The 20,924-nt window shown below is 74.2% G+C and carries 16 protein-coding genes; 8 read left to right on the forward strand and 8 right to left on the reverse strand.

Going from position 1 to position 20,924, the window contains the following annotated elements:
• Positions 1-94 precede the first annotated feature (94 nt).
• Complete coding sequence (locus EF879_RS04135) at positions 95-754, forward strand: dienelactone hydrolase family protein (protein ID WP_123554737.1); 660 nt, start codon at positions 95-97, stop codon at positions 752-754.
• 112 nt (positions 755-866) lie between these two features.
• Positions 867-1,544 carry a TIGR04222 domain-containing membrane protein gene (locus EF879_RS04140; protein ID WP_123554739.1) on the forward strand — a complete coding sequence of 226 codons (678 nt, stop codon included), beginning with the start codon at positions 867-869 and terminating at the stop codon, positions 1,542-1,544.
• Positions 1,545-1,562: 18 nt separating this feature from the next.
• On the opposite strand, the gene EF879_RS04145 is transcribed toward EF879_RS04140, so the two are convergent.
• Genes EF879_RS04145 through EF879_RS04155 form a run of 3 tightly spaced genes read right to left on the reverse strand, consistent with a single transcriptional unit; the run spans position 1,563 to position 4,626 of the window.
• Positions 1,563-2,369, reverse strand: a complete 807-nt coding sequence (locus tag EF879_RS04145) for an FAD:protein FMN transferase (RefSeq protein ID WP_123555387.1) — start codon at positions 2,367-2,369, stop codon at positions 1,563-1,565.
• A 40-nt stretch (positions 2,370-2,409) separates the two neighbouring features.
• Positions 2,410-2,946, reverse strand: a complete 537-nt coding sequence (locus EF879_RS04150; RefSeq protein ID WP_123554741.1) for an FMN-binding protein — start codon at positions 2,944-2,946, stop codon at positions 2,410-2,412.
• Positions 2,947-2,979: 33 nt separating this feature from the next.
• Entirely contained in the window at positions 2,980-4,626 is a 1,647-nt protein-coding gene (locus tag EF879_RS04155; protein ID WP_233604204.1) for a ferric reductase-like transmembrane domain-containing protein, read from the reverse strand.
• A 378-nt stretch (positions 4,627-5,004) separates the two neighbouring features.
• On the opposite strand from EF879_RS04155, the gene EF879_RS04160 reads away from it, so the two are divergent.
• Positions 5,005-7,557, forward strand: coding sequence for a BTAD domain-containing putative transcriptional regulator (locus tag EF879_RS04160; protein ID WP_158624106.1), 2,553 nt, complete (start codon positions 5,005-5,007; stop codon positions 7,555-7,557).
• A 611-nt stretch (positions 7,558-8,168) separates the two neighbouring features.
• Here the strand turns inward: EF879_RS04160 and EF879_RS04165 are convergent.
• Positions 8,169-9,773: a discoidin domain-containing protein gene (locus EF879_RS04165; RefSeq protein ID WP_123554744.1), complete on the reverse strand. Its 1,605-nt coding sequence runs from the start codon at positions 9,771-9,773 to the stop codon at positions 8,169-8,171.
• Positions 9,774-10,091: 318 nt separating this feature from the next.
• Here EF879_RS04165 and EF879_RS04170 point away from each other — a divergent pair, with 318 nt between their 5' ends.
• The 3 genes from EF879_RS04170 (at position 10,092) to EF879_RS04180 (ending at position 13,873) form a co-directional block, all read left to right on the forward strand.
• Positions 10,092-12,431 carry a tetratricopeptide repeat protein gene (locus tag EF879_RS04170; protein WP_233604205.1) on the forward strand — a complete coding sequence of 780 codons (2,340 nt, stop codon included), beginning with the start codon at positions 10,092-10,094 and terminating at the stop codon, positions 12,429-12,431.
• Positions 12,432-12,550: 119 nt separating this feature from the next.
• Positions 12,551-13,273, forward strand: a complete 723-nt coding sequence (locus EF879_RS04175; protein ID WP_123554748.1) for a YafY family protein — start codon at positions 12,551-12,553, stop codon at positions 13,271-13,273.
• A gap of 147 nt (positions 13,274-13,420) precedes the next feature.
• Positions 13,421-13,873, forward strand: coding sequence for an ester cyclase (locus tag EF879_RS04180; protein WP_158624108.1), 453 nt, complete (start codon positions 13,421-13,423; stop codon positions 13,871-13,873).
• Positions 13,874-14,098: 225 nt separating this feature from the next.
• Here EF879_RS04180 and EF879_RS04185 read toward each other — a convergent pair whose 3' ends face one another.
• The gene (locus EF879_RS04185) at positions 14,099-15,682 is read right to left on the reverse strand and encodes an FAD-dependent oxidoreductase (RefSeq protein WP_123554752.1); all 1,584 of its coding nucleotides are present in this window, start codon (positions 15,680-15,682) and stop codon (positions 14,099-14,101) included.
• Between the two features lie 73 nt (positions 15,683-15,755).
• Here EF879_RS04185 and EF879_RS04190 point away from each other — a divergent pair, with 73 nt between their 5' ends.
• Positions 15,756-16,358, forward strand: coding sequence for a helix-turn-helix domain-containing protein (locus EF879_RS04190; RefSeq protein WP_123554754.1), 603 nt, complete (start codon positions 15,756-15,758; stop codon positions 16,356-16,358).
• Between the two features lie 159 nt (positions 16,359-16,517).
• Here EF879_RS04190 and EF879_RS04195 read toward each other — a convergent pair whose 3' ends face one another.
• From EF879_RS04195 to EF879_RS04205, 3 genes are all read right to left on the reverse strand, one after another.
• The gene (locus tag EF879_RS04195) at positions 16,518-17,606 is read right to left on the reverse strand and encodes an AI-2E family transporter (RefSeq protein WP_123554756.1); all 1,089 of its coding nucleotides are present in this window, start codon (positions 17,604-17,606) and stop codon (positions 16,518-16,520) included.
• Between the two features lie 147 nt (positions 17,607-17,753).
• The gene (locus EF879_RS04200; RefSeq protein WP_123554758.1) at positions 17,754-18,800 is read right to left on the reverse strand and encodes an L-dopachrome tautomerase-related protein; all 1,047 of its coding nucleotides are present in this window, start codon (positions 18,798-18,800) and stop codon (positions 17,754-17,756) included.
• A gap of 60 nt (positions 18,801-18,860) precedes the next feature.
• A complete protein-coding gene (locus EF879_RS04205; protein ID WP_123554760.1) occupies positions 18,861-19,400 on the reverse strand; it encodes a helix-turn-helix domain-containing protein in 540 nt (179 codons plus the stop codon).
• Positions 19,401-19,491: 91 nt separating this feature from the next.
• Here EF879_RS04205 and EF879_RS04210 point away from each other — a divergent pair, with 91 nt between their 5' ends.
• A complete protein-coding gene (locus tag EF879_RS04210; RefSeq protein ID WP_199736115.1) occupies positions 19,492-20,895 on the forward strand; it encodes an MFS transporter in 1,404 nt (467 codons plus the stop codon).
• Positions 20,896-20,924 lie beyond the last annotated feature (29 nt).

The raw sequence follows: 20,924 nt of genomic DNA on the forward strand, positions 1-20,924 counted from the left end.
GTCGGCGGGGCCGGGGGCGGGCGGTTGGGTGGCGGTCCGGCCGGGTAAAGCCGGCGGGTTGGGGCAGGACTGACGGCGATCATGGAGGCAGCGGATGGACGCCCGGACGACCGAGACCAGGGTTCCCACCGCCGGGGTCGAGCTGACCGGCGACCTGGTCGTTCCCGCCGGAGCGCGCGGGATCGTCCTGTTCGCCCACGGCAGCGGCAGTTCCCGGCACAGCCCGCGCAACCGGCTGGTCGCCGACGTGCTCAACCGGCACGCCCTGGCCACCCTCCTGGTCGACCTGCTGACCCCCGAGGAGGAGCCGGTCGACGACCGGACCGGCGCGCTCCGGTTCGACATCGGGCTCCTCACCGAACGCCTGGTCGGCATCGTCGACTGGCTGGACACCGGCGAGCCGGCGGGTTCGCTGCCGATCGGGCTCTTCGGCGCCAGCACCGGTGCCGCCGCCGCGCTGGCCGCCGCCGCGGCCCGGCCCGACCAGGTGTACGCGGTGGTCTCTCGAGGTGGCCGTCCCGACCTGGCCGGTGCCGACCTGCGCCGGGTACGGGCCAGCACGCTGCTGCTGGTCGGCGGGCTCGACACCGAGGTGCTCCGGCTCAACGAGCAGGCCCGGGCCGAACTGGCGGCCGAGACCGACCTGCGGGTCGTCCCGGGCGCCACCCACCTGTTCGAGGAGCCGGGAGCCCTGGAGCAGGTGGCCCGGGAGGCGGCCGAGTGGTTCGGCGGCAGACTGCCGGCCGGACGGTAGCCGCCGCCCGCCGGGCAGGGCGGCGGCGGTGAGACCGCGTGGCCGGTAACCGCCACCACTCTCCGTACGTCATGACGAGCGCCGATGTGTGTCGACGGCTCATACTGGGCACATGACGTACGCGCCGCCCGCCACCGCCACCGACCTCGGTTACCTGATCGGTGGCGCCCGCGCCGCGGTGCGGACCGGTCTCGCGATGCTGCACGCCCGGGGCCTGGTGGTGGCCGAGCGACCCGGCGGCCTCCGTCGGATCGGGGCGTTGCCGGCCGGTGTGGAGCCACTGGAGCGCGCGATATTCGGGGCGCTCGACCGCACGATGGCGCCCCGGGAGGTGGCCAACCAGCGCCAGGTGCGGCGCGCCCTGGCCGGGCAACGGGAGGAGCTGATCGGGCTGGGGCTGCTCCGACCCGCCTGGCGTCGGCTCGCGCTCCCGGCCACGCTGGTGGTCGCGCCGCCGTTGCTGGTCGCCCGCCTCGTCACGGACGACCAGCTCAGCCGGGGCACGGCCGTCCTGGTCGTCCTCGCCTTCGCCGCCGTCGCCAACCTGTTCCTGCCCCGGCAGACCGCGGCCGGTGCCCGCCTGCTCCGCGACGCCCGACGCCGGTATCCGTTCCCGACCGGACCGGAGGCCGAGCCCGGGATGGCGGTCGCGCTCTACGGCGCGCCCGCGTTGCGGATCCTGATGCCCCGGTTCGCCCAGGACAGCGGACTGCTCGGCCCCGGCCGCTGGGCGCGGTTGCTCGCCGCCTTCCGGCCGGGTGCGCCCTCGTTGCCCGCGGGTGCCGTCTGACCGTCGACCCGCCGGAGGTCAGCCCGGCCCCGGCCGGTCGGCCCAGGCCGGCCAGCCGGCGAGTTCGGCGCGTACCGACCGGGGCGCCGGTGCCGCCGGTTCGGCCGGCAGCACGGGGAAGCCCTCCGATCGGTAGCAGAGCTCGTCCTCGGTGATGATCCCGACCTCGTGGTCGTCGAGGTCGGCGAGCCAGCGCAGTCCGGCCGTGCCCATCGCCACCCCCGCGGTGGCGTACGCGTCGGCCCGGCCCAGGTCCCGGCCGATCACGGTGACCGAGGCGAGCGCGGTGGCGGGTTCGCCCCGGTAAGGGTCGATCACGTGGAACCCCCGCTCGTACGTCCCCGAGGTGGCGATCGCAAGGTCCGTCCCGCCCACGACCCAGCAGACCTTGTCCGGCTGCCACGGGTGGCGTACCCCGATCCGCCACGGCTCGCCGGGCCGGGGGCCGCCCCGGGCCCGGATGTCGCCGCCGGCGTTGATCCAGTGTGCGCCGCAGCCGGCGGCGAGCAGCCGGTCCGAGGCGACCTGCACCGACCAGCCCTTCACGAATCCGGACGGGTCGAACCGGCCGGTCGCGTACGCGTCGAAGTAGCCGTTGGTCTCCCGCCACAGGTCGGCGCAGGCCTCGATCACGTACCGGAGGTCGGCCGAACAGTCCTCGATGGACAGTTCGCCCCGGTCGAAGCGGTTGACCTCGCTGTCGGGCCGGTACGTGCTGAACCGCCGGTCGACGTCGCGCAGCCAGCTGAAGACCTCCTCGGCCAGCGCCGCCAACCGGCGGGGCGGCAGCGGGTCGGCGAGCTGGACGCTGACCGGCGTACCCATGATCTGCTCGACCCGGCGCAGCCCGGTGGTGCCCATCGGCTCAGGCCTTCGCCTTGTCGAGCGCGGACTGCAACGACGTCTGGTACGCCTCGCTGGTCAGGCTCGCTCCGGAGACCGTGGAGATCTTCGCGCTCTGCGCGGTGAGGGTCTCCTGCCGCAGCTTGGGGATCGCCCGCTCGTTCACGCTCGCGCTGGTCGGGTTGTCCGTCGGGTAGGTCGCGGAGACGTCGGAAATCTTGCCGCCGGAGACGGTGATGGTGACCTTGATCCCGCCGTACGCGTAGTTCGCGGTCGCCCCGGCGAAGGTACCGTCCCGGAGTCCACCCGACGCCGGCGGCTTCGCCGACGCCTTCGTCGCGGGCGCGCTGCTCGGCGCGGGCTTCGGGCTTGCCGTGGCGCCCTCCCGGCCCGGCTCGCCCCTGGCCGCGCCGCCAGCCTCACCGGCCGCGGCGCCGTCGTCGCTGGTGTCGAGCGCTACCTGGGTGCCGGGGCCCGAAGTCGGGGTACCGAGTTTGGCGCCGATCAGCAGGGCGGTGCCGATGGCGGTGCCGAGGACGGCGAAGGCGGCGCGACGCACGGGTCTTTCTCCTCCACAGCGGTACGGGACGGGTCAGAACTCGAACGGGTCGAGGTGGATCTGGCGCCGGGGAACCCGGAGCTTGCGCAGGGTACGCAGCGAGACCTCGACCAGGCCGGGCGGCCCACAGAGGTAGATGTCCCGCCGGCGGATGTCCGGGACGAGTTCCCGCATCCCCTTGGCGGTGAAGAGGTGCCGGGGCGCTGGGTCGTCGCGGGAGCCGATGACGTACCAGACCTGCGCCTCGCGGGCGCGGGCGAGCCAGTCCAGCTCGTCGCGGAAGAGCAGCTCCTCCTCGGTCCGGGAGCGGTAGATCACCACGGTGTGCTCGGGCAGGTCCTCCAGCAGCGCCCGGATCGGCGCGATGCCGCTCCCGCCCGCGATGAGCAGCGCCCGGGGCCGGATCGCCCGGTCGGCGGTGAAGACCCCCGAGGGCCCCTCCGCGAAGATCCGGGTCCCCGGTTCGAGGTACTGGAGCGACTCGGTGTGGTCGCCGACGATCTTGATGGTGAGCCGCAGCCACTGGGAGTTCGGCGCGGCGGAGAGCGAGAACGGGTGCGCCTGCCACCAGCAGCCCCGGGTCAGGAAGCGCCACCGGAAGTACTGCCCGGCCCGGGCGTCCAGTTCGTCGAGCCGCTCGCCCGAGATGTAGATCGAGACCATGTCGGCGCCCTCCGGGACCACGTCCTCGACCCGGAGCCGGTGCCGGAGGTTGAACCGGAGCGGAGTGATGATCCGTCCCCACAGGACGGACCAGATGACGAAGACGTAGAGGCCGGCCCAGAAGTACCGGCCGAAGCCCGGCCTGACGAACTCCTGCCCGGTGGCGAACTGGTGGCCGTAGCTGAACAGCAGCACCAGGTACGTGCTCAGGTGCAGGTAGTACCAGAGTTCGTAGTTCATCCGCCGCCGGATACCCCGGATCGCCAGCAGGGCGATCCCGACGAGGATGGCGGTCGCCCCGACCGCGCTGAGCATGTCCTCGTACGTGCGCACCAGGGTCCAGGTGCCGTCGACCAGGGGAGCATTGGTCAGTTCGGCGTACCCGACCGCGATCAGCGCGGCGTGGGCCAGGATCGCCAGCAGCAGGAAGGCGCCGAGCTCCCGGTGCCAGATCAGCAGCGAGTGCGCCCCGATCCACCGCTCCAGCCAGCGGACCCGGCTCATCAGCAGCACCTGGGCGAGGAGCAGGTAACCGCCGACCAGACCGGTGAGCCGGCCCGCGGCGATCAGGATGTCGGCGGTGGTGGTGATCGACCCCTTCGGGGTGTTCAGCCACCACAGCTCGACGGTGGTGGCCAGCGCCGCCCAGAAGACGATGTGGAAGAAGAGCCGGCCCCCGCGGTCGTACGGCTCGACCTCGGCGGTCTCCCGGTGCCGGGCGGCCTCCGGACCGCCGGTCGGCCCCGGGCGCCAGGCCGGCGCGGTCTCGGCGTACGACCTCGGTTCGCGGTCGCGGACCGGGTCCGGCCACTCCGCGCCGCCGCGCCGCCCCCGTCGCGGTCGGGGTCCGACGCTCCGGGTCGGATACGGCTCGTAGCCGGGGTACGGGTCGGGGTCTCTGCGGTCCCACGCGCGGGGCGGCGGATCGAACAGGTCGTCGTCCGACACCCGGGGCATCAAACCGGTCACCCACTCGGTCAACGGCTCGGCCGTATCGACGTTCCGACGACGTGTCACGACCTAGATGTACCGGCTCGCGCCGGCCGGGACGGTCCGCTTAGTCCAGTCTTAAGAATCGCTTCGTGGATGGCTAAGGAAGCACCCGGACAGGCGGCCGGGCGGCCCGTTCCGTGCCCGGCCGCCGCCGGCGGCCCGCCCCCCCAACGGGCCGCCCGCCCCCGTTGGCCGGCCCGCCCCCGACGGGCCTCCAGTAGCCTGGCCGGCCCGGCCACACAGTCGCCACACATCCGCGCCCCGGGCCTGGTCACCGCCGGACCCGTCCGGGGGCACCGAGCAGGGTGTCCACCCGGCGGCCGGACGCTGGCCGGGGCCCGGATCAGCCCGTAGTACGGTCGTCGGCGGGTCTGGCCGATGGCGGGTTCTGGGAGACGACCAATGAAGTTCGGGGTCCTCGGGCCGCTGCGGGTCTGCCGGGAGAGCGGCGCCGAGGTGGTGCTGCGCAGCCGGCACCAGCGGACGGTGCTCGCCGCGCTGCTGGTCGGGGCCGGCCAGGTGGTGACGGTCGACCGGCTGGTCGAGGCGCTCTGGGGCGAGCGTCCACCCGCGTCGTACGCCTCCAACCTCCAGACGTACGTCTCCCGGCTGCGCGAGCGGCTGCCCGGAGCGACGATCGAGCACAGCGGTGACGGCTACCTGCTCCGGGTCGACCCGGCCGACGTGGACGTGCTGGTGTTCCGCCGCGAGGTCGCGCTGGCCCGGGCCGCGATGGCGGCCGGCGACCCGGCCACCGCGGCGGGTCGGTTCCGCCGCGGGTTGCAGCAGTGGCGGGGCCGGCCGCTCGCCGACCTGTCGGTGCCGATCCTGGAACCGGAACTCGCCCGCTGGGAACTGGAACGGGTCGGCGTGCAGGAGGAGTGCGCCGACGCCGACCTGGCCGCCGGTACCGACCTCACCACCGTTCTCGCCGACCTGCACCGGGTGGTGGCCGAGCATCCGCTGCGGGAACGGCCGTACGCCCAGATGATGGTGGCGCTGTGCCGGGCCGGCCGGCGGGCCGACGCCCTCGCCGTCTACCGGCAGGCCCGCAACCTTCTGGTCACCGAGCTCGGCATCGAGCCGGGCCCGGAGCTGCGTCGGCTGCACGAGGCGATCCTGCGTGGGGAGGAGCTGCCGCGGCCGGGGCCGGTCCCGGCCGGGGCGCCGTTCCCGGTGTGTCAGCTTCCGCCGGCGGTGCCCGGATTCGTCGGCCGGGCCGACAGCATCGCCCAGATCGAGAGGCTGGTGGAGGCCGGCGACGGGACGGTGCCCGTGGTCGCGGTCTCCGGGCAGCCCGGGGTCGGGAAGACCGCCCTGGTGGTGACGGTGGCGCACCGGCTCCGTGACCGGTTTCCGGACGGGCAGCTCTTCGTCCACCTCGCCGGCGCCTCGGCCGCGCCCCGCGACCCGGGCGCCGTCCTGGCCGACCTGCTCCGGGGCCTCGGCGTGCCCGGTGGCGCGGTGCCGCGGAACCTCACCGCGCTGGCCGCCGCGTACCGGGCCCGGCTCGCGGACCGCCGGGTTCTGGTCGTTCTCGACGACGCGGCGACCGCTGCCCAGGTCCGGCCGCTGTTGCCGGGAACCCCCGGCAGCGCCGTGCTGGCCACCAGCCGGCGCCGGCTCAGTGACCTGATCGATGCCCGGCACGTCCCGGTCGAGCCGCTGGCCGACGACGAGACCCGGGAGCTGCTGGCCCACGTCGTCGGCGCCGAGCGGGTCGCCGGCGAGCCCGGGCCGGCCGCCCGGATCGGCGTCGCCTGCGGCAACCTGCCGCTCGCGGTCCGGATCGCCGGGACGCGGCTGGCGACCCGGGCGCTGCCGCTGGCCGTCCTCGCCGACCGGCTCGACGACGAGCGCCGCCGCCTCGACGAGCTGGCCGCCGGTGACCAGCAGGTGCGGGCGAGCCTCGCCCTCAGCGTCCGGGCGCTCTCCCCGGCGGCCCGGGAGGCGTTCGCGTTGCTCGGCTCGCTCGGGCCGGTCAGCTTCGCCGGTTGGGCGGTCGCCGAGCTGCTGGACCGGCCGGACCCGGAGCGGGTACTGGACGAGCTGGTCGAGGCGAATCTGCTGGAGGTGGCCTGCCCGGCCGGCGGCGCCGAGCCGCGGTACCGGCTGCACGACCTGCTCCGGGTCTACGCCGAGGAACTCGCGGTCGCCGGGGACGGCGCCGGACCGGAGGAGACGGATCGGACGCCGGGACGCGCGGAACGGTCGCCGGGGCCGACCACGGTGGACCGTCGGGCGGCGCTGCGCCGGCTGGTCACCGCCGCGGCGGCGCTGGTCGGGACCGCCGCCCGGCGACTGCCGCGCACCCTGACCTGGGCCCGCCCGGACGAGCCGGTCGGGCCCTGGCGGTCCCGGACCGGGACGGCCTCCCTCGACGCCGACCCGCTCGGCTGGCTCGGTACGGAACTCGACTTCCTGGTGAGCCTGATCGGCCGGGCCGAGGGCTGCGGTGCCGAGCGGGCGGCGATCGCGCTCGCCGAACGGCTGGCGCCGTTCTCGTGGGTGCAGGGCCACTGGACCGAACTGGAGCGGGGGCAGCGGCTGGCCGGTCGGGCGGCCGAGCGGATCGGCGACGAGCGGGCGCTGGCGCGGACCGAGTTCCTCGGTGGCGTGCTGCGGCTGGCCCGGGGCGACCTGGCCGGAGCCGCGGAACGGCTCGGCCGGGGGAGGGCCCGGTTCACGCGGCTCGGCGACCGGCACGGCCTCGCCTGCCTGCTCAGCGACCTCGCGGTGCTGTACGACTACCAGAACCGCGCCGAGGACGCCGCCCGTACGGCGGCCCGGGCCATCACACTGTTCCGGGAAGAGGGGGACGCGCGCTCGGTGCGGTGCTGGCCGCCCCGGTCCTCTCCGCGGCGTACCGGGGCCTGGGCCAGCTCGACGCGGCGTTGGCGGTGGACCAGGCGGCGGTGGCCGAGGCCAGCGAGCTGGGAGCACCGGAGATCGTGATGGCGCGCTGCCTCAACGCGCTGGCGGTGACCCAGCTGCTGCGCGACGAGCCGTCGCTGGCGTACGAGGCGGCGGAGCGGGCGGTGGAACTGCTGCGGGCCGTCGGTGACCGGTACGTCCTGCTGGCCTCGCTGCGGCACCTCGCCTCGGCCGCGCTCTGCCTCGGCCGGCGGGCCGAGGCGGTACACCGGCTCCAGCAGAGCCACGACCTGGCGGTACGGCTCGGGGACCGGCCGTGGGCGACCGGACTGGCCCGCGACCTGGCGGTGAGCTGGATCGGCGACGGGCGGCCCGCGGCGGCGGTCGAGGTGCTGCGGGAGTGCGCCCGTACCTTCGAGGAGATGGCGATGCCGTCCGCGCAGGCGGCGACGCTCAGCATGCTCGCCCGGGCGTACGACGCGCTCGGAAGGCCCGACGCCGCCCGCGACGCCCGGTTCTGGGCGGAGATGCTGGCCGATCCGCGGGACACCCGGACCCCGGCGCTGGCCACCATCGTGCTGCGGCTCGCCGACGCGCCCGGCCTGCTGACCGGCGCCGGATAGCCCGTCGGTCCCGGCCCGGTGGTGGCGTGCCGTCGCCGGACGGCACGCCACACTCCGGCCGGGTCGCGGCTAGACCGCGTACACCTCCAGCTCGTTCACCCGGACGTACCCGGGTTGGTGCGTCGGGCCGCTCCGGCCGAGGATCCGGACCAGCCGGGCGGTTCGGGCGCTGAACGTCAGGGTCACGCTGAGCGACGTGTTGTTCGTGACCGAGGCGACGGTCACGAAGGTGACGCCGTTCCACACCTGGACGTCGAAGTCCCGGATCGGGTAGCCCTGGCTGGTGTAGACCACGACCCGGCGGAACGTCTTGTCCACGCCGAAGTCCACCTGGACCCACTCCGGGTTGTTCGGCGGGTAGGTGCCCCAGTCGTTCGCCCAACTGTGCTCGCCGCCCAGGCCGGTGTTGGTCGAGCCGTCGTTGACCCGGGCCGGGGAGTAGCCCGGGTAGGTGCTCGACGCGGACGCGATGCCCGTCCGGGCGAAGTTGTCGTAGCCGGTGCCGCCGTCGCCGCCGGTGCTGCAGACGGTGAACTCGACGGAGCCGGTGTCGTACTGCTGGTAGGTCGACTCGGTGAACCAGACCGGCGCGTCGCCCGCCGAGTCGTCCCGCTTCTGCCAGCTCACCGTCACCGAACCGATGACCTTGATGTTCAGCGTGACGCTGATGGTCGAGCCGCCGTCGGCCTCGTACCACAGGTAGCCCCAGACGTCACCGAGCTGCGCCCGGTCCCAGCTGGTCAGGAACAGGTCGGGGTACTGCCAGTTGCGGAGGTGCTTCTTCTTGATCTTGCCGAAGTACGCGCTCCGGATGATGGCGCCGCCGCTGCCGATGACGATCACCTTCATCTCCAGCTTGCCCTCGAAGAGCCCGCCGAACGATCCGGGGTCGGGGACCCGGAACTGCCGGAGGTACTCGTGCCCCCGGTTGTTGCGCAGCCCGGTCGGGTTGCACACCGCCATCACCCCGGCGTCGCCGCCCTCCTTCCGGGCGTCGTCCGACCCCGCGGCCTGCTCCGCGTCGGCGACCTGGGTGGTGGTGACCACCGTGTCGCCGCCGGTGTCGATCTGCTCGTTGACCGAGAGCACCCACAGTTCGTACGTCTCGGCGTACGCCTCCGTGACCGGGGTGTCGAGCTCCCGTATCTGCCCGTTGGGGTCCAGGGTGTATCCGGTGGTCGAGATCGCCTGCTCATCCGCCGGGGCGACCGCCATCACCACGTTGTCCTGGGGGATGACACCCTCGTCCTGGTTTGGGATGTAAATCTGTGGCTCGTAAGCATATCCGTTGATGTTTTGGAATTGCGCTATGCCGTTCTTCAGGGCGACCCATTCCGGGGCGTTCGGGTCGACGATGAACGATTCCTCCGCCTCGCTGACCACAGTGGAGAGCAGGGCGTTGGTGTCGCCGTCGAACTGTCGGCTGACCGCGTTGCGGACCAGTGCCCGGACCTGGGTGTCCTGGGCGACGGTCAGCATGGGGTGCAGCAGGTTCCGCAGCCGGCTCTCGATCACGACGTCGTCGTTGGGGATCGCCGCCGCCGGCGCGGCGTCGGCCGGCTCGGCGTACGCCGGCTGCGCCGTGCCGGTGACCAGGAGAGCGGCGCTGACCAGCGCTGCGATCGGGAGTCGGAGCCGGCTGGCCCGCCGTACGGGGTTCCGCCGGGATGGCATGGACACGGGTTCCTCCTCTGGGACGGGGACGACGCGTCTGCTGGGAATCGGGCGAGCCCGGCTGACCCGGATCAACGACGGGTGACAAATATTGGTCAAAAATTGTTGCCGACCCGGCGCCGGTCCTCGCGTTTGTCATGATTGCCCGGACCGTGCTTCGTTGCGGCATATCCTGAACATGGTTGAACAGCGATGAACGGCAATGTAACCTCGATCCGCCACGATGCTCGGTAATGGATCGCCGAACTGTCGCCGACGGTTCGTTCCTGAAATGCCGCGGGAGCCGGTATGACAAGTCCGTCGATGTCGGTTTCCGTCGTGGACCGCGCGTCCGACGTCACCGAGCTCGACGAGCTGGCCCAGTTGCTGCGCCACCTGCGGCGCCGCCAGGCGCGGCAGCGGGGCCGGGCCGAACTCACCTACCGGGAGATCGCCGCCCGGACCGGCTGGTCGATCGGCATCATCGCCGGCTACTTCGGGGGCCGGACGCTGCCGCCGACCGACCGGTTCGACGTGCTGGTCGCGCTCCTCGACGCGACCCCCGCCGAGCGCGGGGCCCTGGCCACCGCCCGCGACCGGGTGCAGGAGAACCGGCGCCGGCTGGAGGTCGCACCGCCCTCCGGCGTCCCCGACTGGCCGGTGCCCCGGCAGCTCCCGGCCGACAGCGTCCGCTTCGTCGGGCGAAGCGCCCAGGTCGCCGAGCTGGACGCGCTGCTGCGATCCGACGGAGCCGCCCCGGGCGGCGTGGTGGTCGTCCTCTCCGGCACCGCCGGGATCGGCAAGACGGCGCTGGCGGTGCACTGGGCGCACCGGGTCGCCGCGCACTTTCCGGACGGCCAGTTGCACGTCAACCTCCAGGGGTACGCCCCGGACGGTGCGCCGCTGGATCCGGCCCGGGTGGTCCGCGGGTTCCTCGACGCGTTCGGCGTGGCGGCCGAGCGGGTTCCGGTCGGCGTACCGGCACAGGTCGGTCTCTACCGCAGCCTGCTGGCCGGGCGGCGGGTTCTGGTCGTGCTCGACAACGCCCGCGACGCGGAGCAGGTCCGTCCGCTGCTACCCGGATCGCCGACCTGCCTGACCGTGGTCACCAGCCGTGACGAACTGTCCAGTCTGGTCGTCGAGGGGGCACACCGGCTGGCCCTCGACCTCCTACCGGCCGAGGAGGCCCGCCATTTGTTGGTCCGGCGGCTCGGGGCGGGCCGGGTCGCGGCCGAACCGGAGACCGTGGCCGAGGTCGTCCGTCGCTGTGCCGGGCTGCCCCTGGCGCTGGCCATCGTGGCCGCGCGCGCGAGCGCCCGTCCCAGGTTTCCGCTCGCCACCCTCGCCGGCGAGCTGCGGCAGGCCCGGGACAGCCTCGATCCGTTCGCCGCCGGGGACGGCACGGCCGACGCCCGGGTCGCCTTCTCCTGCTCGTACCGCTGGCTCAGCCCGGCCGCCGCCACCCTGTTCCGGCGCCTCGGCGCCCACCCCGGGCCGGAGCTGACGGCCCCGGCGGCGGCCAGCCTGGTCGGGGTGGCCCCCGCCGAGGTCCGTCCGGCGCTGGCCGAACTGACCCGGGCACACCTGCTCGATGAACCCGCCCCGGGCCGCTTCGCCAGCCACGACCTGCTCCGGGCCTTCGCCGCCGAGCAGGCGTACCGCATGGACCCGGCGGACGACCGGCGAGCCGCGGCCCGCCGGTGCCTGGACCACTACCTGCACACCGCGTACGCCGCGGCGATGCTGCTGTATCCGTACCGGGACCCGATCACCCTGGTCCCGGCGAGCCCCGGGGTCACCCCGGAGCGGTTGGCCGACCGCGGCCGGGCCCGCGCCTGGTTCGAGGCGGAGCAGGTGGTTCTGCTGGCGGCGGTCCGGCAGGCCGCCGACACCGGATTTGCCGAGCACAGCTGGCAACTGACCTGGGCGCTCGGTGACTTTCTCGACTGGCGGGGCCAGTGGCACGATCTGCTCGCGGTGCACCGGATCGCGCTCCGGGCGGCGAGCCGACTGTCCGACCCGACCGGGCAGGCCCACATCCGCCGAGGGCTCGCCCGGGCCTACATCCGGCTCGGCCGGCTGAGACCGGCCCGCACCCACCTGGACCGGGCGATCGAGCTGTCCCGGCTGGTCGGTGACAACGCCACCGAGGCGGCCAGCCACCTCAACCTCTCCCTGTTGCTGGAGCACCAGGGCCGGCTCGACGAGGCGCTGCGCCACTCGCAGCGGGCGTACGGGCTGTTCCGAGCCGCGGCGCACCTGGCCGGGCAGGCGAGGTCACTCAACGCGGTGGGCTGGTACCACTGTCTGCTGGGCGACCACGCGCAGGCCCTGGCCTGTTGTCGCCGGGCGCTCGCGTTACAGACCCGAATCGGCAGCCGGAACGACCTGGCGTCCACGATGGACACGCTGGGCTACGCCCAGGACAAGCTCGGCCGGCACCGCGAGGCCGTGGCCTCGTACCGGCAGGCCGTGGCGCTGTACCGGGAGACCGGTGACCGGTACCACGAGGCGGACACCCTCGTCCACCTCGGCGAGGCCCACCAGGCGCTGGGCGAGCGGGGGCCAGCCTCCGACGCCTGGCGTCGGGCCATCGAGATCCTCGCCGAGCTGCGGCATCCCGCCGCCGACGGGCTGCGGCGGCGGGCCGAGGCGGCGGGCCAGGCCGTCCGGGACTGAGCCGCGACCCAGCGGCCGGGCGTGACGAACCGAGCCGCGCTCCGAGGCCGGGTCGTGGCGGACCGAACCGCGTCCCGGAGCCGGGCGGAAGCGTCGTACCAGGCCGCTAGGGTCGGCGGGTGAACCGTACCGACCGGCTCTACGCCCTGGTGGAGGAGTTGCGCGCGGTCGCGCCGCGACCGCGCAGCGCGCGCTGGCTCGCCGAGCGGTTCGAGGTCGACGCGCGCACCATCCGCCGGGACATCGGCGCCCTCCAGGAGTCCGGTGTCCCGATCTACGCGGAGCGGGGCCGGCGCGGTGGCTACGTGCTCGACCGCGCCTACACCCTGCCACCGGTCAACATCACGCCCCGCGAGGCCATCGCCGCCGCGGTCGCCCTGGAGACGATGGCCGACACCCCGTTCCTCGACGACGCCCGGTCCGCGCTCTGCAAGATCCTTGCCGTCATGTCACCGTCCGACGTGGAGGCTGCCCGGCAGGTGGCGGACCGGATCCACCTGGCGGCCCCGCCCCGGTCGTCGCTGCCGGCCCGGCAGGTCCTGCGGACCGCGGGCGACGCGGTGGTGCGCCGGACCGTCCTGGCGATCGAGTACGTCGACCGCCACGGCCGGACGTCGCGCCGGCACATCGAGCCGGTGGAACTGCTCGGCGCCGGCCAGCAGTGGTACCTCGTCGGCTGGTGTCGGCTCCGGCAGGAGGTACGCGGCTTTCGGCTCGACCGGATGCGGCGGGCGGCCCCGACCGACGAGGTCGCCCCGCCCCGGTCGGTCGGCGCCGCCTGGCGGAGCCGGTTCGACCAGCCGACCGTGCCGCTGAGCCTGCCCGGGATGGCCGGGTCGTAGCGCGCTGGTCAGCCAACGTCGTGCGGAAAAGCGGACAGGGCGGTGCCGCGGTCCCGGTCGAGAATGGTTCCCGACGGCGTTCGGCGCGACCAGCGCGAACGACCCGGTGACCCTGCCGGCCACTCGCCACGGGGAGGAAGTCTCGCCATGACCATCAATACCAACCACAGCCCGGTCCTGGTCGCCGTCGACCCCCGGCCGAGGCTCTGGGCGAACTGGATGGCCCTGCGCAACGGCGACCTGTCGCTCGTCGAGGAGGTCGTCGCGCCGGACCTGGCCGTCCACCTCCCACTGGCCGACGGCAATCCGGTCCGGCTGCGGGGACGGGCGGAGTTCGCCTCGTGGGTCTCGGCGCTGCACGCCGCCCACCCGGGTCTGCGGTTCACCGTCGAGGTCGGCCCGATCATCGGGCCGGACCTGATCGCCGGCCGCTGGACCTGCGTCGGGTTCCTCCGCCCCGGCGGGTACGGGCCGGGTCCGGTCGACGCCGTCGCCGGCGTCGACATCATCCGGATCGACGGAGAGCGGATCGTCGAGTGCTGGAGCCACGACGACGCCCGCGCCGGGCTCGACCGTCCGGTGGCGTGCGCCGCCGCGTAGCCGTCCGGCCGGGCCGGCTGCCAGCCCGGCCGGAAGCCAGTCGCCGCCCGGAGCGGGACCGGGCGGCGACTGGCGGCCCGTCGGTCTGTTCCGGTCGCCGGGGTGGTGTGCCGGCCCCGACGATCGCGGCGTACCGGCGGCTCGGGAGCCCCGGATCCGGATGGGTGACGATCGGCAGCGGGTCGTCCAGCGCCACGGTCACCGTCAGGGACGGCGACCGTGGCCTCAGCCGGTGCGCCGGGCGACCAGGACGGCGTCGCGGTAGGTGCTGTCCCGGCCCTCCGAATCGACCTTCGCCCGGGGCCGGGTCTCGGCGACGAGCACCCGCCACCGCGCCGGGTCGAGGCAGGCGGCCACCTCCTCGGCGGTGAACATCAGCTCCGGGAAGTGCATCCGGTGCGACGTCATCCACAGGTCGGAGGGGTCGTGGCCGACGACCAGCAGCGTGCCGCCCGGCGCCACCGCGGCGGCCAGCCGGGCGAACAACGCCCGCCGCGCATCCCCGGGCAGGTGCAGGTACTGCGACGACACCAGGTCGTACGCCTCCTCGGCGAGCGGATGCTCCCGGAGGTCGGCCCGGAGCCACTCGATCCGGCTCGCGACCTCCGCCCCGACCTCCTCGGCGTGGGCCGCGCCCCGGGCCAGCGCGGTCGCGGAGACGTCGACGGCGGTCACCCGCCAGCCCCGCTCGGCGAGCCAGATCGCGTCGGCGCCCTCGCCGCTGCCGACGTCGAGTGCCCGGCCGGGGGTCAGCCCGGCCGCCTCGGCCACCAGTTGGGGATTCGGATTCCCGCTCCAGACCGCGGGCTGGGACCGGTAGCGTTCCTCCCAGGCGGCCTCGTCGAGCAGGGTCTGCATCTGGCGGCGGTGCTCCACGACGGCGTCCCGGGTGTCGGCGGCGACCAGGTCCGCGTTGATCGCCGCGGCGGCGGTCAGCCCGGACGCCGCGGCGGTGAGCACCTGGGCGCGGACGTCCGCCACGTTGCCGGCCACCCAGACCCCGGGTACCGCGGTCGCCCCGTTCGGGTCGGCGGGCACCTGGCTGCCGATGACGTGGCCACCGACCTCGACGTCGACCGGCTTCAGCCCGAGCTGCTTCAGCAGCGTCGAGCGGGCGGTGAGCCGCGACACGACGACGATCACGTCGAGCGGGACGACCTCGCCCGAGGCGAGCCGGACCCCGGTCAGGGTGTCGTTGGCGACCTCGACGGCGGCGGCCGGTCCGGGCACGACGGCGATGCCGCGGGCGGCGAGCCGTTCCGCCTCCTCGTCCGTCGGGCGCGGTACGCCGTGCAGCAGGAGCAGGACGTTGGGGCTCCACTGCCGCCACAGTTCCGCCTGTTGCAGGGCGAACGGGCTGGTGGCCAGGACCCCGACTCGCCGGTCCCGGACCTCCCATCCGTGGCAGTACGGGCAGTGCAGCACGCCGCGCCCCCACCACTCGGCCAACCCCGGCAGGTCGGGCAGCTCGTCGACGAGTCCGGTGGCCACCAGCAGCCGGCGGGCCCGGACGCGCCGCCGGTCATCCAGGACGACCACGAAGCCGTCGTCCTCGCGGGTCGCGCCCTCGACCCGGGCGGTGACGAACTCACCGCCGTACCGGGACACCTCCGCACGCCCGATCTCCAGCAGCTCGGTCGGGGACGTGCATTCCCGGGTCAGGAAGTTGTGTACGTGCCCGGCGCGGGCGTTGCGGGGCTCGCCGGCGTCGACCACCAGCACCGATCGGCGGGCCCGGGCCAGCGTGAGTGCTCCGGCGAGTCCGGCGGCTCCGCCGCCGACCACGACCGCGTCGTACGTCTCGTTCATCCGTACCTCTCTCGCTCGACGCTGCGCCCAAGGTGCGGCGACGTCTGCCGCTCCGACAAGTAACGTTGCCGTTATGGCAAAAGACGAGCTGGCGGGCGTCGACTTCTCCGGGGTGTTGGCCGCGGTGGGCCCGCGTCTGCGGGCGCTGCGCACACAGCGGGGTATGACGCTGGCGCAGCTCGCCGAGGTCACCGGCATCTCGGTCAGTACCCTGTCCCGTCTCGAGTCGGGCGGGCGCAAGCCGACCCTCGAACTGTTGCTGCCGCTGGCCCGGGCGTACCGGGTGGCGCTCGACGAGCTGGTGGGCGCGCCCGTCACCGGGGATCCCCGGGTGCACGCCCGCCCGATCGTCCGGCGCGGGACCACGTTCGTTCCGCTGACCCGCCATCCCGTCGGTCTCCAGGCGTTCAAGCAGATCCTCCCGCCGAACACCCCCACCGGCGAGCTGCGGCAGAAGACCCACGAGGGCTACGAGTGGCTGTACGTCCTCTCCGGCCGCCTGCGTCTGTGGCTCGGCGAGCACGACCTCGTGCTGACCCCGGGCGAGGCCGCCGAGTTCGACACCCGCGTCCCGCACTGCGTGGCCAATCCTGGGCCGGACACCGCCGAGCTCCTCATCCTCTTCGGGCCGCAGGGCGAACGGCTGCACGTCCGGGCCCGGCCCACGAAGCGCTGAGCAGGCCACGAAGCGCTGGGGGCCATGAAGCGCTGAGGAGGGCAACGCCACCGGCACGCCGACCGCAACGCCACCAGCCCGACCCGGCAGTCGACCGTCGGGATCGCCGGGGCGCCTCCACCGCTCCTGCGCCGGCCCGGTCCCCGGTGACCTGCCGGATCACCGGCGGCTCCGGCGATGCATGGCGACGGTGTTGACCACGTTGTAGACGACCGAGGCGATCGGCACCGCGACGAACGCGCCCACGATGCCGCCGAGCAGGGTGCCGGCGGTGACCGTGAGCAGCACCACCACGGGGTGCAGGCACACCTGGCGCCGCATGATCAGCGGCTCCAGGAGGTTTCCCTCCGTCTGCTGCACGGCGATCACCGCGGCCAGCACCAGCAGCGCCGTCACGGGACCCTTGGCGGCCAGCGCGACCAGGACCGCGATACTCCCGGCCACGGTGGCCCCGATGATCGGCACGAAGCCGCCGAGGAACGTGATCACAGCGAGCGGCAACGCGAGCGGCACCCGGAGCAGGACCAGGGCGAGTCCGATACCGACCGCGTCGATCGCGGCGATCATCATCGTGCCCCGGGTGTACGCCCCCAGCGTCCGCCAGCCGGCCCGCCCCGCGTCGGCGGCGATCGACCGTGCCCGTTCCGGGACCCGGTTCAGGATCCACCGCCACATCGGGCGGCCGTCCTTGAGCAGGAAAAACAGCAGCACCAGGACGAGGAGGACCGCCGCGGCGGCCTCCGCGACCGTGGCGGCCCCGGTAACCGGGTCCGGTGCGGAACGCCGTATCCCGGCGATCAGCCGCCGGGTCCACTCGTCCAACTGATCCGGGGTGACCGGCAGGGCGGAGACCAGGAAGTCCCGGGTCCGGTTCAGACCCTGGTCGAGTTGCCGCGCCAGGTCGGAGAACTGGGTGGCGGAGAGCCGCCATACCAGTACGAGGGCGCCGACCAGCACCCCGAGCAGGAGCAGGACGGTGGTGAGCGCGGCGAGTGCGGGCGGGAAGCGGCGTCGCCGCAGTCGGCTGGCCACCGGGTCCAGCAGCCCGGCGAGGAAGAGGGTGGCCGCGAGTGCGATGGTCAGCGGGGCGAGCTTGACGGCGATCCACGCGAGGACGTACGCCCCGGCGGTGAGGACGAGGAGGCAGAGGCTGGCCACCACGGCCCAGCGGAGCAGCCAGGGAAGGCGGTCGAGCGGCTGACCGGGACGCGCGGGAGGCCCGTCCGACCGATCGGCCGCCCTGTCCATCTCCGCCTCCTGTCGACCCGGGTGTCCCGGTTACCCGGTGGAGGGGCCGCCGACACCTGACCCACCGGCGACCGGGGTCGGTGGCGGGACCGTTGGCGACGGCCCTGGCCGGCGGGCGGTCGGGTCCAGGAGACGTCGGGGTACCGGTCAGGCGTGATCGTTGGCGGGGGGCGCGGCGTTGACCGGCAGGCGGTAGATCCAGACCGGGTAGTCGACCGCGGAGCGTCCGCCGGCCAGGCCCGGGGTCCGGTTGAGCTGGGCCGCGGGGATCCAGAGCTGACCCGTACCGTCGAGCCACATCGCGTCGGCCCAGGCCAGGCGTGGGTCGCTGAGCAGCGTCTCGACCCGGCGGTCGAGGCCGACGGTCAGGATTCGCCGGTTGTCCACGTCGCTCAGGTAGATCACGCCGGCGGCGTCGATCGCGGTGCCGCCGGTGGTCGGGGTGTCCACCCAGGGCTCGACGTGGTCGGCCACCACCTCCGGCGGGACGTCCGGGTCGTCGAGGCAGCGCGTCTCGATCCGGTACAGCGGGCCCGAGGCCGGCTGGAAGTAGAGGTACTCCCCGTCCGGCGAGACCTCGAGCTGGTCGGCGTGGATCCGCAGTTCGTTGCCGTCCGGGTCGCGCAGGATCTCCCCGTCGGCCCGCATCGGGCGGCGGGCGACGGTGCTGGGGTGGCCGTCGAGGACCCGGCGGGTCTCCCCGGTCGTCAGGTCGAGCACGATCAGGCCCGGCGCGCCGGCGTCGGTCAGGTACGCCATCCGACCGTTGAACCGGACGTCGTCGACGTAGCTGCGCTCGTACAGCGCCGGGCCGAGGTCGTACTCCCGGACCACGGCCGCGGCGCGGGTGTCGACGACGATCAGCCGCGGCCCCCCGGGGACCACCGGCAGCCCGAACCCGGGGGTGCCGGAGTCGACGATCCACAGGTTGCCGTCCGGGCCGATCCGCAGCCCGTTCACGTGCACGAACGCGCCCTGCGGGTCCGGACGGTCCCGGACCTCGTTCCAGAGCTCGCTCGGGTACGGCACGACCCGGCCGTCGGAGACGATTTCGCCGACCTGGACGCCGGGGCCGTCCGCGGAGGGGAAGCTGACGAAGACCCGGCCGTCGCCCGTGGTGGTGACGCCCGTCCAGACCCGGTTCGCGCTGGCCACCGGGCGCAGCCGGGGATCCTCTCGGGGGCTCGCGCGCACGCCGCGAGCCTATCGCCGCGTGCGGGCGTAATCAGCGGATTCGAGACGTTTCCGGGTCTTTCACCCGGGCTCGTGGTGGGGTAGGAGCGGCTGGAGCAGCCGGCGCGGCCGCCGCAGCGCCTGGCTGACCGGGTCGGTACGGTGATCGTCCTGCTGGCCGGGGCCGGGGCGCATCTCGATCTCCTCCGGTGGGGCGAGCCGCCCGCAGCGGGGGCAGGCGCCGGTCGGGTCGAGAAGCGTGCCGCAGTCGGCGTGGGCGAAGAGCCGCCGGGGCCCGGCGGCCGAGAGGTGGCGTTCGCCCCACTGGCTGAGCAGGTAGAAGGGGGCCCACAGCTCGCGCCCCCGGTCGGTCAACACGTACTCGTCCCGGGGCGGGGAGTCGGAGTAGCGGCGCCGGGCCAGCACCCCGGCCTCGGTCAGGGTTCGCAGCCGGTCGGCGAGGACCGCCCGGGGAATGTCCAGGTGGGCAAGGAAGTCGGCGTAGCGGCGTACGCCGTAGAAGGCGTCCCGGACCAGCAGCATCGTCCACCGCTCGCCCAGCAGCTCCAACGCCCGGGCGAGGGAGCAGTCCTGCCCCTCGTAGTACCTGCCCAGAGCCACGCGACCAGCATACTCGCCCATCAGTTCGCCCAATGAACTCACCTGCTAACCTTCTGGTTCATTCACTGAACCATGCGTACGGGAGGTGAGGATGGTGGTGCGCCGACTCGACGCACCCGGGGCCGCGACCCGGCCCGGAGACCGTCGCGGGGGCCCGACCCTGGCCGTGGTCTGCCTGGCCACCCTGCTGGCCCTGATGGACTACACCGCGCCGATCACCGTGCTGGCGCAGACCGCGGCCGGTCTCGACGCCGGGCCGGTCGCCCAGGTCTGGATGATCAACGGGATCACGCTCGGCCTGGCGGCAACCGTGCTGGTCTCCGGCAGCGTCGCCGACGCCGTCGGCCGCCGCCGGGTCTTCCTGGTCGGCACCGCCCTGCTCGGCGTCGGCGCGCTGGGCTGCGGCCTCGCCGGGGAGCCGCTGCTCTTCATCGCCGGCCGGGTGCTCCAGGGCGTGGCGAGCGCGGCGGTGATCTCGGCCGGCCTGGGCCTGCTCGGCCACGCCTTCCCGAGCGGACCGGACCGGGCGGGAGCCACCGCCCGGTGGGGGGCCACGCTCGGCGCCGGTATCGCGCTCGGGCCGCTGGTCGCCGGAGCGCTGGCCGAACTCGCCGACTGGCGGACCTACCACCTGGCCGCGGCGGTCGTCACCACCGTCCTCATCCCGGTCGGCGCGCGGCTGCTCGGCGAGTCCCGCTCGACCCGCCCCCGGCCCGTCGACTGGGCCGGGACCGCGACCCTGGCGGCCGGACTCGCCCTGCTGCTCGTGGCGGTGACCGACGCGCGCGACGGCTGGCTCCGCACGCCGGTCCTGCTGCCGCTGCTGGTGGGTGTCCTGCTGCTCGGGGCGTTCGTCGTCGTCGAGCGGCGCAGCCGGTGGCCGATGGTGGATCTCGCCCTGTTCCGCGTCCCGCTCTTCCGGCTCTCCGCCTTCGGCGGGCTCATCACCGGGCTCGCCGTGCTCGGTCCGATGAGCTTCCTACCGACCCAGATCCAGCGCCCCATGGGGCTGGGACCGCTGCTCACGGCCGTGATCTTCGCCGTCTGGTCCGGGATGGCGTTCGTGGCCGCACTGCAGATGCGCCGGTTCGCCGCCGGCCGCTCCTCGGCGGGGCTCCTCGGGGTGGGACTGCTGCTCACCGCCGTCGGCGACGCGGCGCTGCTCGGCCTGGTCGACTCCGGGGTGTGGCTGCGGGCGCTCCCCGGGCTGGCGGTGAGCGGGATCGGCTACGGGATCCTCAACGCGACGCTGGCCCGGCTGGCCGTGGAGAGCGTGCCGCCCGACGACGTCGCCATGGGCTCCGGTGCCAGCAACACCGCCCGGTACGTCGGTTCCGCGCTGGGACTGGCCCTGATCGGCACGATCGCCTCCAACGGAGTCCGGCTCGGCGAACCCGCCGACCTGACAGCCGGCGTGGCCGCACTCCTCGCCCTGGCCGGCGCGGTCCTGGCCATCACCCAGCGGCGACGGCCCGCCACCGTGCCCGCCGGATGACCCGGACCGTCGCCAGGAGGGCGGACGGC

Origin of the sequence: Micromonospora sp. HM5-17, from assembly GCF_003762835.1 — a bacterium.
In the GTDB taxonomy this organism is placed as follows: Bacteria; Actinomycetota; Actinomycetes; order Mycobacteriales; family Micromonosporaceae; genus Plantactinospora.